Genomic DNA, 13333 nt, shown 5'->3' with positions numbered 1-13333 from the left:
GACTAGGCATGGACACCAATCTCTCCCGCCGGCGCTTGCTGCAAGCCATGGCCGCGCTTCCCTCGGTCGCGCTGATCGGCCCAGGCTGCACCCGCTCGACGTCCGGCTTCGATCTTCGCTTCTTCGCGACCGCCACGCTCGACGTCGGCGCCAAGGGATGGGCGCAGCTCCTCAAGGACGAGGGAGCTCGCATGGTCTTTAAGGACAATGGCAATGATGCAGGTCCGGTGATCGCACAGATGACCGCTGGCACCGCCGCGAATGACTATGATCTTGGCGGCCTGCTCGGCGGGGCCGAAACGGTTCTCGCTGAAAAGGGCACGATCCTGCCATGGGACCTCAGTCAGATCCCGAATTGGGGGACTGCCTGGCCCTGGGCCAAAGCGATCAAGCACGCCCGCTACAAGGGACAGCAGTACGGCCTCCCTCTGATCGTGAATGCCGACTCGATGATCTACCTGCCAGATCGGATTAAACAGGTGTCTGGCTATGAAAATGGCGTCGTCGATTCCTACGCCGCCGTGTTCGATTCCCGTCTTAAGGGTAAGACGGCGATGGAGGACACCTGGACCAATAGCGCCATCTTCACGGCGATTTATTTGAAGCAGAGCGGACAGCTCTCGATCGGCGACCCCGGCAATCTGACCGAGACCGAGCTAAAAGGCGTGATGGGGTTTCTGATCGACAAGAAGAAAAGCGGTCAGTTCCGTACCTTATGGAATGGGTGGGAGCAGGGCGTCGAAGTGCTGCGGAGCGGCGAGGTATGGGTGATGACCGGCTGGGAGCCGATCGTGAAGGCGTTGATCGATCAAGGCGTCAACGCCAAATATGCCATCCCCAAGGAAGGCTATGAAGGCTGGTCGATCGATCTCCTGCTGCATCGCGGCGCCGAAAAGCGCGGCCTGGTCGCCAACTGCCATAAGGTTGCAAACTGGCTGCAAGGCGGCCGCTACGGTGCGGAAATGGCGGCGTCGCGCGGCTATGCTGTGCCTAACGGGTCAACGCTCGAATTCGCCCGCAGCGAGAATTTGCCCGACACTGCCAAGATTTCCGAGACGCTTACCCATGTGCAGCAGAAGCTGTCGGGTCCGATCTTCTGGCAGAATGTCCGCCCCGACAATTATCGCCTCTATGAGGAATGGTGGAGCAGGTTCCGGGGCGCCTGAGGCTTTCTGATGGGACAAAATGGCTCATCGGTCGGGCGGATGGCGTCGCGCCCCGCCACCGTGGCGAGTGGGCTTGTCCTGCTGGGGTTCGGTACCGTGCCGCTGGTAGCGGCTGTGATCGGCAGTTTCAGGCCCTTGAACGGTGATGCGAACCAGGTTTCGCTTGCAGGCTATGCGGTGCTCCTGGCTGGCCCGCGGATTGTCGAAATCGCCCAAGTTATCGAGCGAACCGCCGCAGCGACGGTGATCGCACTCCTTCTCGGCGTTCCCGCAGCCTATTTCCTTAAACAGCTGCGAAGTTCGCGTCTACAATTGCTAGCGCTCGCATTGTTACTTACGCCGTGGCTCGTCAGCGACATGTTGCGTGCCTTTGGATGGCAGCTCGCGCTATCGCCGAATGGGATCGTCAGCACCCTATGGTCGGTGGTGTTTGGCGCACCGCTCGAAGGCCTTCGCTACAATCACGGCGCCGCGCTGCTCGGCTTGGTCGCATCGACATTGCCGATCTCAGTGCTCGCCACCTTTGCCGCGCTGCCGCGCTCCGGCAGCAGCGAATGGCTTGCCGCACGCGAGCTTGGTGGTCCGGATCATGTGTTCCGCGTCATGGCGCTTGGGCAAGCGCGTCTGGGTATCGCTTTCGGCGCGTGCATGACATTCTTACTCTGCCTCTTCGCGTCTGCAGAGCCGCAGATGCTCGATGGTCCGACGCGGACGAGCACTTTCACCATCGCCGCATCGTTGTCGAACGTGGGGGTCTCGGCGCTGATGGCATTCGGGGTGGTAATGCTGCTGGTGACGGCATCGATGTTCGCCGCGCTGGTTTTTGCATGGCTGGCATATCATCGACCGCGGGCTCAGCCATTGCCCTTGGACATCGTGCTCCCGCCTAACGGCCAATGCCAGGGCTTGCGACGGCCCAGGCGCGGCCTGGCAGATAGGGCAGTGATTCTGGTGCCGCCGCTTTGCTGCTGTATCGCCGTACTCCTATGCCTCTGTCCACTTGCGGCGCTTGGCCTTGAAGCGTTGCGGCAGCCGTCTGCGGCCGGCGACAGTTGGGGTTTCGAGGCGTTCCGACTCTTTGCATCGTCGCCAGACCTGATCGCGGCGCTAAGTCGGTCGGCAGTGCTGGCTGTTGCGGTTGCGATGCTCGCGGCGGCTGGCGGGTTCGCGATGAGCATGACAATATGGAATCCGGCGCGCGCGCGCATCGTCTTGCTGTCCATGGTGATCCTCGCCTTGCTCCCGGGCGAAGTCTATGCTCTCGGCCTACTCCAAGTAGCAAAGGCGGCGGGATGGGCACAAGGAGCTCCGTTTCTGGTCGCCATCGCCCATTTGATTTGGATCATTCCCTTCACCACCGGCAGTCTCATGATCGCCAACACCGCCATTGGCCGCAGCGTGATCGAAGCAGCGTTGGAACTAGGATCGCCGCCGACTTTGGTCGCGACGAAGTTCGTCGGCCGGATCAATTGGGGAGCGGTTGTGGCGGCAATACTTCTCTCCTTCACGCTTTCGCTCAATGAAAACACGCGCGCATCCTATCTTGGCGGGTCAGAGCCGAGCCTCGCCAATGATGTTTTCGGCAGGCTGCAAGCAGGTCTACTCCCCGAAAATCGCGGGATCTTCGCCATCGAGCTGATGTTGGTCGCAGCAGCGCTGGTCAGCGCGGCGGTCATATTGGAAGTCCTGTTTAGGGCCTCTCGCGAACGCACCGGCGGCTGAGCCGCATGATGCCGTTTCGGTAAACTGAGAAGCGATTGGCGAGGCGACCAGGAGATGTCCCAGCACGCACTCAAAAACGGATGCGCTCGCAGCGTAGACGAGGCAAGAACAGGTTTGGAAGAGGTCCATGTCCCGAGCCAGCCACAGATATGTCTCACTGGGTATCGATCATCGTTCGTGTTTTCTCCGGAACATTCACGTAGATGGTCTGTAAGCCAAAGCTGAAAATCGCCTATTGAGAAGGCGGGCGAGGCGTTGTTTTTATATATTATGCCGTTCGACGCTTACGTGGCCTATTGCTGCGTCACATTGGAATCTGGTGGCTTGCCACTGTTAATGGTCTGCAGAATATTGCCCTGAAAGTCGGCTAGCTGAATTGCACTCAGCCAATTCTCGGCCGTTATAACTCGCTCCGATCTGCGTGCGTTGAGGCGTTGTTTCGTAACCTTGGCGATTGTCCGCTTTCGGGTATGGCGCCGCAGCGGCCCGGTCGGCCGATATGAGGCGCATAGCCGTCCATTAGGGCCTTTGCGCCGTCTCGCGCCGCCGTTATCGCCGCGAAAGTGCGCGACTGCGAACCTGGCCAATTCGATAGCGACGAACTTCTCGCGTCGTTCGATGACGATCCCCGCCGCGCCTTGGCGCGTATGTTGCGGCGCGAAGTCTCCAACCCGAATTTGCAGGCGACCGAGAACATCAACGAAGCGGTGATGCAAGGTGATGAACCTCGACCGCATGGCGTGGAACGGCTGCCAGCATATGTTCGCGACCTGCTCGCGCCAGCGGCGTCAGGCGATGCTTGACGCGTTCGGCGAGTGCCTCGACCGCGCGCGCGCCAGCTATTCATAGTTCGGTCTGACCTGATCCGCCAATTAGTCAAGTGTAACAGTCAGTGCGTCGTTGACGCAGCTACGGGGGCGGTTAATCTATCCGAAGCTGGTGAGTAATAACGTGCGGGACCGCGCTAGATTGCGAGTGGCGTATGCGATTGGGGATCGTACCGCAATTTAAGAGCATCCGGCTCGAGCATTACCTGTGGATCGTGCTCATTGCGGCCCTATTCGTGTTACCAGTGTGCGGTCGGGCAAACGAGCCGCGTAACGGCGATGAAAAAACCTGCCTTGCGCGCGCCGGCAACAGCCAGGCTGCAATTCGTCTCTGTGCACCTGCAGGGCCTCGCTTCGCACTCGTTGTCGGGCTGGAGGACTATGCGGCTTACCATCCCTATAAAGGTCAAACGTGGTCACGCCTCGAGATTGCCGGGCGCGACGCAGACGCCATGGCGCAGCGGCTCGTTGCGAGCGGATTCGCGCTGGTGGGCGAGAAAGTTCAGCGCAATCTCACGCGGGCCACCTTCTCTGACGCGCTCAAAAGCCTGGCTCGTCTCGGTGATGGCCGGAACGCCACGCTTCTCGTCTATGTTTCCGGGCACGGTTTCACTCATCGCAGCCAGACATTGGTCGCTCCGGTCGAGGCTCCCCGCCCAATTCCCGGCGTGCCGACCGTAAGCGATCGCTATATTTCCGTCACCGACATCGAGCGGCTATTGGGGCCCAGCGCCCCGCGGCTGCAAATTATCCTGTTCGATGCGTGTCGCGATGCCCTGCCGTCGATTGATCCGGTGCGTGGTGAGCAAGACGTGCTCGGACCACAAACCGTGCTCGGTCTCGCCGCTGCTCCTGGCACGACGGTCGACGTACGCGAGGGCGCTGCGATCAGCACTTATACCCGCGCCTTGCTCGACGGTCTCTCGAATCCAAGCGTTGATCTCACGCTTTCACGCTTGTTCTTCGATGTCAGCAGCGCTGTAATCGACCTCACCGCCGGGGAGCAAAAGCCCGTCTTTCGGTATGGCAGCCCACAGCTGCACAGCATGCTGAGCGCGGGCGCGGTATTCGCAGGAACTCCAGACCCGTTTGCATCCGAGGCAGATGTGGCCTTCGACCTTGTCGTCCAGCGGCAGATCCTGCACACTTTCGACTATGCCTTGGCTTGCGACTGGGCGGAGAAGCCCGAACGAAAAAATCCCATCCCTATAGAAGCGCGCCAATTTTATGGCCTCGTTCTCTTCGCGGTAAGGGACGACGCGGAACGAAGCGTACGCTGCAATCAAATATCGGACGAAGTCGACAAGGACGCTAAGCTCCCAGCGCCTCTTACCGAGCGCCTGGACGACTACATGGCCCGCAACGTCAATGGTCTTCTCATGCAGACCGCCCAGTCCGGAAATGGTCATGCCAATTGGATCGTATTCCTCTTCTCCCTGGGGAATACTCGAGAACTCCTGTTCACACGCGATATGTTAAACAGCTACCTGCCATCGGAACGGCGCACCGCACTCGAATTTCTCTATCGCGCGGCCGACGGCGGCGAACCCATGGCCCAGCTTCTGCTTGGCCAGCAATCGATGCCGGCGGAGAGTGAGAGTAGCTATTTCGCGGTGCTTCCCGGCCCCATCAGCGAGACCTACGAGAATGGTCGCGCCTATCTCGAGCGCGCTCTGGACGCCGGTATCGGCGATGCCGGCCTGATCCTGGCCTATAATGCGCGACGGAATCTTCAGGATCTCGACACCCATCCGGAACTGTACCGGAGTTATGTCGAAAAGGCGCTCACCAAGCGAATGCTCATATTTCCTCCCCCCTATGTTTTGACCGCCCGTTTCCTTCTGGCTGACGACTATCTTAATGGCAACACAGGCCCTAAGAACGCAGCTAAGGGTTTGGCGATGATGCTTGAAGTCGCTGATACACCCTCGCCCGGAGAAGGCGCCGACATGTCGGGGGCAGGTCTTGCCGCCTGGCGACTGGCCTTTCTTTGGATGACGCAGACGGCACCGCTTCCCGAGGGCATGACTCGCGACCAAGCCGTCTACACCTACACGCAGCGCGCCATGAAACTCGGCGTCAAGGAAGCCCTTGAGTTCGGTAGCGAAGCTTATGCCGAAGGTCGTTACGGCTTTCCCAAGGATGCGATACACGCAGCCGATGCGAAGCGGGAGGCAGCGACAACAGAGACGATCTCCCGATATTCGATAACACCTCAGCGCCCAAAGCCGGGCAAGCGGCAATGACCGACACGTCGCGCGACGCACCGCACGTTCGGCACGGCGGCCTTTGGCAGCGAATGGTGGTGACGATCCTCATGGGCCTCATTGTTGCAACCATACTCATCTGGAGTCCGATATTTCTTGGTGTCTCGCTGGCGCCAGAGCGGCTCAGCATGCTGCTCCAAGATCAGGCTCAGCGCAGGTCGCTACCTATCGTCGACCATGATGATTTGCCGAAGATAAGCGTGATCGACATGCTGCCTCTCGGCGGACCCGACCGAGGCCTCGTTTCGCGCAGCGAGGTCGCAGACACATTGAAGGCGCTTGATGCCGCCGGCGCACGCGTCATTCTAATCGACGTCGATCTATCGCGCCCCGGGAACGGCGACGCTCAGCTGATCAACGCGCTTAGAGGCCTGCGCCAATCACAGGTGATCCTCCCCGTTAAGCTAGCCCCGCGATCCAGCAAGCACTGTGCAGCGCGCACAAATCTCGACGAACGCGCAGAACAAGGACTCGACCAGGTATCCTGGCCGCTTGCGGGTGCCGCAGCGCTCATTCCCCGGGTGTGGTATGGCCATGTTGAAACCGATGCCGATCTCGACGGCGTGTTCCGATCAGTTTGTCCCTTTGTCACAGCTTATGCCCGTGAACCGGGCAGCGCCGCTGAACCGCGCGCGGTCGCGATTCCGTCGGCCGCGCTCCTCGCCGCGGTTCTTGCCGAGCCATCACCGATTGGCAGCGACCGTCGACGCTGGAACGCGTTGCTGAAGGACACGATGCCAACGCATGGCGTCATTGGGCTTTCCGTGGGCGCGGAAGGCGGCAATACGCTGTCCAATGCTGACACGCTGCCACGCCAGATCCATTTCCTCGGTCAAGACGCAACCGCCGATGACGGGGCCTACCCCATCCCGCGGACTACACTGCTTCCCCGCGAAATGGTCACTGAAGAGGCTGACCGCAACATTGTCGCGGGCTCGCTTGTCCTTATAGGCTCGAGTAGCACGCTGACCGGTGATCGAAGCCCCACGCCCCTTGGCACGATGTCGGGGCTTTTCGTCGTTGCAAACCTTATCGCGAACTTCGCTGGCGACCGGTTTTTGACCTACCCCGAAAACCATCTCGCGCACTTCTTGTTCGAATGCCTGCTGGTTGCCCTCGGCGCTGTCCTTTTCGTAGGGCTTTACGACGGGCTTGCTCAAAGGCTCGCGCGATCGAAATGGGGTCTCGCTGCGCGTCTCAGCAAGCTGGGCCGCCTCCTCTCATCCCTGCTCAAAGCCTTTTGGCTGATTGCCCTCTCCTTGCTCATTGGTGCCGCCTTGATCGAGTTGCAAGCCTGGCTCGCGGCGCACAGTATCGCGGCTGGCGTCTCCGTCGATCCGGCCATCGGCGTCCTTGCCATTCTCGCCGAAAGAATCATCCACGTCGCCGGCGCGTTGGAGGAAAAACTGAGAGACTTTGTCGCGACCAACGCCACGCGGTTCTCGCGAAACGGCCCCAATTTGCCGAAGAGTGACGGACCCCGCGAACAGCCCGAGCCCGGCGACTATCTCAGCGCGGAGAGAGCATCCTCATGAAAGGTCCCGCTTTTCTTTACTTTATCGTCGCCGCGACGCTGGCCATCAGCGCCGCCACGGCTCGCGAGCCCGCCTCATTCGAACTTGGCGGCTATATCGTTGGCGTGTATGCTCGACCGGGCGACGTTTCGATCGTGCGTGGCAAAGCAACAATTCCGGTCCTCAAACCGACGCCGATTGCGATTGGTGACCGCATTGTGATCGCTAACACCGCCCGCGTCACACTCCAAACAAACCAGTCACGTCAGCGCCGCGAAATCAGCGCGCGTGATAGCCCTTTCCTCGTGACTGGTCCGCCCCCTCCAACAAGCCGGTTTGCTACTTTCATCGACGCTCTGCTGGGTCGCAAGCCGGAACGGCGACAGATCCTCAACGAACCGCCGGTCAAGCAAAACCACGCTGATTCGAAAGGCGTCACGAATTGTCCCACCAGTGCTAGCGGTGTGCTGCCGCTGGAGCGAGCCCGCGCGATCAATCAGATTGATCAGGACGTTTGGGGAACCCAACCGTTCTTCCTCGCCTGGTCCTATGGACAAGCGCCCTTTTCGGTGAAGCTTCGCGACGGGTCGCCCGATGGGCGCTTGCTCATCGATCGCATCTGCGAGAACGGTATTGCGGTGCCGGTTCCAGAGTTTTTCAGTGGCACCGCCACGGTTGAGGTCAGCGATGCCACGGGAAAGATCATATCTTGGCGTCTGCGGCGGGTTGTCGAGCCCCAATTACCGACATTGCTTCCCCCAGGTTTCGATCCGGTAACAGCCGAACTCGCACGAGGCCTTGATGCGCTCGACCAACCTGGCGAACACACCCGTGTCATGAGCCTTACGCACTTCCATAACATCGAGCGATTGAACGTCATTGCTTGGCGCCTGCTCTTCGCTGCGCGCGATGGCAATGAACTCTAGGACAAAGTCGATCGAATCGAAATAAGCATCTTGGACTTCAGACGTCGGCAAAGTGACGTTTTGTCCGACCCTCGACGCCGCCGGCAGAGCAAGCATCGCTAAGGGGGTTCTAACGCTTCCACAGCTGCATGCGGTGCCTCTACTTAGCATGGTGCATGTCGCGGGTGACCAGCCTGAGCCCGACCGAGTGGATCGCGATTCGAGCCGCCACTTCCGTTACTGTGCCCGTGGCGCAGAGGCAAACCTGAACCTGACAAGTCGCCGCGAACGCCGACAGGCCGGCTTCGACGACCACCTTGCGATAGGCACGCCGAAGGCGGAAATCGCCTGTCGGCGCCATCGCTAGATGTGGTCTTCAACCCACGGACATTCCCGCCAAGAATGCCCCTCGGTAAGGTAGTCGATCCCGCAATCCGAGCAGTGGTGCGGGCGCGGCCTCGATCTGCAAGTCGTCGCCGAGGGCGTGGAAACCGAGGAGCAGCTTGCGGCGCTTCGCAAACAGGGCTGCAGCTAGGCGCAGGGCTATTATATCAGCCGCCCTATCCCGATCGCCCATTTTATAGGCTCGGTAATCAGCGACGCTTTCACCGACAAGGTGAAGAATAAAGCCGCTTGATCTTGCCGATATTGCTCGGTTGGCGCGGCTCAGCGGGCCGATGTCGTGGCGTGGCATGAGGAAATCGGTGAGCGGACGCATTCCTCGAGCCAATGCCAGGAAGTGAACCGCTGACATGTCGAATGCAGCTACACGGCGGAATTTGGGCGCGCCGTTGAATAGCCGGTGGTTCGAGTGATCCTCGCAATAGCCGAAATAACTATCTCATCCCCTTAGTCCGCCCCGCTGCGACCTCATCCGAGATCATCCTATAGCTTTATAAAGAAAGGAGAATCCTCGGATCTTCGTCCCGCAGAAAAGTTCGAACTTCATCTACAAACCGGAGGCATTTCATCGTTGCGACTTCAGAACCGACTGATGAACGTCCGCGGCCGCTGTCGCTGCCAAAACACGGGACGGCCAGCGACCAGCGGTATCGGGTCCGCCGGCGTGACATTATGGCTTGCGCTGGACGGCCGCGCTGTGACGGGTTCCGGGATTTCCGCGGAGACAGCGCGTCCATCGAGATGGTCTGCCCAATCCTGCAGCATGCGCCGCCGCGGTGTCAGATAGAGCGCGCTATTATAAGCGCCGCGGACTTCATCTTCATCCTCATGCGCCAGCGCCATCTCGACCCAATCGGGCTTGTAGAGCTCCGCCTCATTTGCCCAGGTCGATCCGAGCCCCCGAAACCCGTGGACCGTCTGCTTACCCAGATAGCCCATCCGGTAGCAGGCATAGATCATCGTGTTTTCCGAAATCGGCCGACCCGGCTTTTCCCCTGGAAACACGAACTCGTCATTGCTCGCCCGCCGGCGCCGCAGCAGCAACTCTGCGGCCTGGCGCGAGAGCGGGACGAGATGCTCGCGCGCCATTTTCATGCGCTCAGGAGACAGACGCCAGAGAGGCTCGGGCCCTTCCAGATTCTCGAACTCGGGCCAGACTGCGAAGCGCGTTTCACTTGTGCGCACCCACGTCAGGAGCGTGAAGACCAAGGCATCGCGCGTGGTCTCGCGGCGGCGGGGCGACTCTTCCCCGTCATAGTCCTGGATAGACTGAACGAGCGTGGGTAGCTGCGCCAGCGGAACCCGTGCTCTGTGTTTCACCGGTGGTTTGGGCTTCAGGGCATCGTCGAGGCTTGTCGTCGGATTCTCGGTCGCCCAGCCGCTCGCGATCGCGAAGCGGAAGACCTGCCCGATATTCTGTTTGAGGCGGCGGCTGATATCGAGAGCACCGCGCGCTTCGACGGCGCGGACGACCTCGAGCACTTCGGGCGCGGTGATATCCGTGATCGGACGTTTACCGAGCGGGGGAAAGACGTCGCGTTCCATCCGCCTCAGCACGCGGTCGGCATGCGCCGGATCGAGCCCCTCCTCCCGATTCGCATGCCAAGCGCGCGCGATGGGCTCGAACAGCAATGGCGACGCCGCCACTTTCTTGGCGCGCTTCTTCAATTCCGCGGGATCCTTGCCCGCGTCCAGCAACGCTTTGGCTTCGGTGCGCTTTTGCCGCGCCATCGCAAGCGTCACGAGCGGATATTTGCCAAAGCTGAGTAGCTTTTCCTTGCCGCCGAACCGGTATTTCAGCCGCCAGAGCTTCGAGCCGCTGGGCTGCACAAGCAGGTGCAAACCGCCGCCGTCGGCCAATTTATAGGGCCGCTGCCGCTTGGTCGCATATTTCACTTCGAGCTCTTTGAGAGCCATGGGGGTATCGCCTATTTTGCTGACAAGCGAAATTTACCCCCTTTGCACCCCCAAAATCAAATCGCTGCACCGGCATCCAACGAGACGCAACAGCACGCACGGACACCGAGCAAACCGCTGATTTCCGAAGAAAAATATACGCAACGGGACGCAACGGGACGAATTGGGATGATGGGCCTTGGTAGCGGAGGAGGGACTCGAACCCCCGACACGCGGATTATGATTCCGCTGCTCTAACCAGCTGAGCTACTCCGCCCCATGCCGCACCGGCGCGCGATGCGGGGCAAGGCGGCGCTCTTACGGTGGGTGGTCGCAGTGGTCAACAGGCGAAAGCCACGTTTTGCGCCGATGCCGCATCGCCGGTCAGCCGCGGAACGACCAGCGCCCGGCGGGCTCCCACGGGCCGCCGCGATAATGATGGAGCGCCAGCCCGGCAAAGGCGAAATCGCGGGGCGCGAAATCCCCTGCCAGCGTGGCCTGCAGGTCGCGCGCCTCGGCCACGGCCACCTTGTTCTGGATGGTCACGTGCAGGCGCGGCACGGGCTGGTCCTGCGCGGTCAGCAGCCCGTGGAAGCGATCCGCGATGGCGTGGCGCAGATCGAGCATGGCGGCGCTCTCGATCCCCAGCGCGGTGCCGCGGCCCAGGTCCATGATCCGCACGATGCGCGCCTTGGGCGGTTGCGTGCGCACCAGTTCGGCCAGCAACGCCCGCGCCTCGGCCTCGACATGCCACGGCAGGGCATGGAACAGCGTGACGTGGGCGGCAAGCTGGTTGCGCTCGGGCGGGAAGTGCTCGCGGCGCAGCCGGTCCGCCCAGGCCTGTATCGGCCCGGGCAGTTCGGCCGTCACGATCAACGGCGCGGACATTGCGGTTGCCGAGGGTGTAGAAACGTCCGGTGCGGACGACGGCAAAGGCAGGCTGCGCTCGCCCGCACCCTCGCCCTCGCCCGCACCGGGACCGCTCACGCCGCCTGCTGGGCTGCGGCTGTGCCCTTGACGGCGGCCAGCAGCTTTTCGGGCGCGGTTTCGCCATAAGGATCGCTGTCGGCACCGGTATCGTTGATGCCCGGCTCCTCGAACCATTCGACCACGCGGTTGTCATCGACCAGCATGGCATAACGCCAGCTGCGCAAGCCGAAGCCGAGGTGGCTCTTGTCGATCAGCATGCCCATGCGGCGGGTGAAATCGCCCGAGCCATCGGGCAGCAGCTTCACGTTCTTGAGACCCAGGTTCTTGCCCCACTGGAACATCACGAACGCGTCGTTGACCGAGATGCAGTAGACTTCGTCCACCCCGGCGGCCTTGAATTCGCCGTACAGCCGCTCGTAGTTGGGGCATTGCTCGTTCGAGCAGGTCGGGGTGAAGGCGCCGGGCAGCGAGAAGATCACGATCTTCTTGCCCGCAAACTCGTCGCGCACCTTGAAGTCCTGCCAGCGGAACGGGTTGGGCCCTTCGACGCTTTCATCGCGCACGCGGGTCTTGAGGGTGACGTCGGGGATCTGGCGGTCGATCACGGGAATTCTCCTGGTTTGCATGCGATGGCCGGGGTTGGTCCGGGCCGGGTCGGGTGGCGTTGAACGGGATATGGTGGCGCCACCGTGATTATCAAAATGAATTGATGCCGTCATAATGATCGCTTTTGTCGATATAACTCGATGGCCGCCCGGCCCTGCCGCCTTCAATCGCCGCGCCGCATCATCGTTCCCGCATGATCGTCGGGGGGCACGCGCCGCAGCCTGGGCACCGCAATAGTGCGTAGGGCAGCCACAAGCCGCTGGAAGCCATAAGGTGACATGGTTACCGGATGACCCCCGTGTGTCTCGGCAAGCCGGCGATGACCGGACGGCGCTCCCAAAGCCGGCTGCGATTGTGCCTGCATGCCAAGCTGATCACGGTGTTCCGGACCTGGGACGCGATCCTGGCCGATCTTTCCGCCGGTGGCGCGATGATCGCCCTGCCCAACGAAGCCAAATGCGGCCAAGACGCGATCCTGACCTGGCATGGCAACGAGGCGTTCGGTCGCATCGTGTGGGTCGACGGGCGGCTGTGCGGCGTATCGTTCTTCGATCCGCTGCCCCGGTCGGTGATACTCGACAGCCGCAGGCTCGACGAAGCCAATCACGCGCGGAACGACATGGAACAACGGCGCCAGTTCGCGCGGACCTGGGTCACCGGCGGTTCGCGCACCGGAATGACCGAATAACCGAAGGCTGGTGGGGTCGTAGTACGGCGGATTCCCCGGCTGCAGGCCTGAACGGCCGGCGGGATTGGCCGAGGTGCATTGATCGCAATCATCCGTCCTGAAGCCATTTCAGCGATATTTCATGCGAGAAATTTTCTTCTCGTAATCTACATCTTTCCGGAATCATTAATACAAAATCTTTATTATACTTTATTTCGATAATTATTATGTTATTAGAATTTATATTTCAGATATTTTGATTATTACAGACCGTAAGCTTTCTGTAAGCTTCGTGTAATTTACTTTTGATTATCAGAATCCCGGTAATTTCCAGGAACTTCGCAGGAACCTTCCCGCGAAGGAGCGCACTTTGCGACGAAGGAGACGGGGAAATGAAATTCTGGACCAAGCTTGTCAACGACAACGAAGGC

Annotated in this window: 11 protein-coding genes and 1 tRNA gene; 7 read left to right on the top strand and 5 right to left on the bottom strand. The window is 60.7% G+C overall.

The features are described 5' to 3' along the window. Positions 1-8: 8 nt before the first annotated feature. From NL2_RS07450 to NL2_RS21080, 6 genes are all read left to right on the top strand, one after another. Positions 9-1166, top strand: a complete 1158-nt coding sequence (locus NL2_RS07450; protein WP_036523885.1) for an ABC transporter substrate-binding protein — start codon at positions 9-11, stop codon at positions 1164-1166. Positions 1167-1175: 9 nt separating this feature from the next. Then, the gene (locus NL2_RS07445) at positions 1176-2888 is read left to right on the top strand and encodes an ABC transporter permease family protein (RefSeq protein ID WP_155986181.1); all 1713 of its coding nucleotides are present in this window, start codon (positions 1176-1178) and stop codon (positions 2886-2888) included. Positions 2889-3608: 720 nt separating this feature from the next. Continuing rightward, positions 3609-3737: a hypothetical protein gene (locus NL2_RS21740; protein WP_269078900.1), complete on the top strand. Its 129-nt coding sequence runs from the start codon at positions 3609-3611 to the stop codon at positions 3735-3737. A 133-nt stretch (positions 3738-3870) separates the two neighbouring features. Further along, on the top strand, positions 3871-5961 hold the full coding sequence (locus tag NL2_RS07435) for a caspase family protein (RefSeq protein WP_036523879.1): 2091 nt from the start codon (positions 3871-3873) through the stop codon (positions 5959-5961). After that, on the top strand, positions 5958-7517 hold the full coding sequence (locus NL2_RS07430) for a CHASE2 domain-containing protein (RefSeq protein ID WP_036523876.1): 1560 nt from the start codon (positions 5958-5960) through the stop codon (positions 7515-7517). Before NL2_RS07435 ends, NL2_RS07430 begins: the two co-directional genes overlap by 4 nt. After that, positions 7514-8422 carry a hypothetical protein gene (locus tag NL2_RS21080; protein ID WP_155986180.1) on the top strand — a complete coding sequence of 303 codons (909 nt, stop codon included), beginning with the start codon at positions 7514-7516 and terminating at the stop codon, positions 8420-8422. Before NL2_RS07430 ends, NL2_RS21080 begins: the two co-directional genes overlap by 4 nt. A 355-nt stretch (positions 8423-8777) precedes the next feature. Here the strand turns inward: NL2_RS21080 and NL2_RS21600 are convergent, their stop codons facing one another. The 5 genes from NL2_RS21600 to NL2_RS07390 form a co-directional block, all read right to left on the bottom strand. Continuing rightward, a complete protein-coding gene (locus NL2_RS21600; RefSeq protein ID WP_036523865.1) occupies positions 8778-9119 on the bottom strand; it encodes a hypothetical protein in 342 nt (113 codons plus the stop codon). Positions 9120-9382: 263 nt separating this feature from the next. Then, positions 9383-10720, bottom strand: a complete 1338-nt coding sequence (locus tag NL2_RS07405) for a tyrosine-type recombinase/integrase (RefSeq protein ID WP_081798908.1) — start codon at positions 10718-10720, stop codon at positions 9383-9385. Positions 10721-10899: 179 nt separating this feature from the next. Further along, positions 10900-10976, bottom strand: a tRNA-Met gene (locus NL2_RS07400). A 107-nt stretch (positions 10977-11083) separates the two neighbouring features. Then, positions 11084-11686: a 2'-5' RNA ligase family protein gene (locus NL2_RS07395; protein ID WP_439646885.1), complete on the bottom strand. Its 603-nt coding sequence runs from the start codon at positions 11684-11686 to the stop codon at positions 11084-11086. Further along, complete coding sequence (locus NL2_RS07390) at positions 11683-12234, bottom strand: peroxiredoxin (RefSeq protein WP_068073516.1); 552 nt, start codon at positions 12232-12234, stop codon at positions 11683-11685. The genes NL2_RS07395 and NL2_RS07390 overlap by 4 nt, the downstream gene beginning before the upstream one ends. A gap of 320 nt (positions 12235-12554) precedes the next feature. On the opposite strand from NL2_RS07390, the gene NL2_RS07385 reads away from it, so the two are divergent. Continuing rightward, positions 12555-12923 carry a PilZ domain-containing protein gene (locus NL2_RS07385; protein WP_068073514.1) on the top strand — a complete coding sequence of 123 codons (369 nt, stop codon included), beginning with the start codon at positions 12555-12557 and terminating at the stop codon, positions 12921-12923. The last annotated feature ends 410 nt before the right edge of the window (positions 12924-13333 follow it).

Source organism: Novosphingobium lentum NBRC 107847 (genome assembly GCF_001590965.1).
Classification (GTDB): domain Bacteria; phylum Pseudomonadota; class Alphaproteobacteria; order Sphingomonadales; family Sphingomonadaceae; genus Novosphingobium; species Novosphingobium lentum.
The sequence above is the reverse complement of the archived record's forward strand: the minus strand, read 5'-3'. Positions and strand labels throughout refer to the sequence as shown.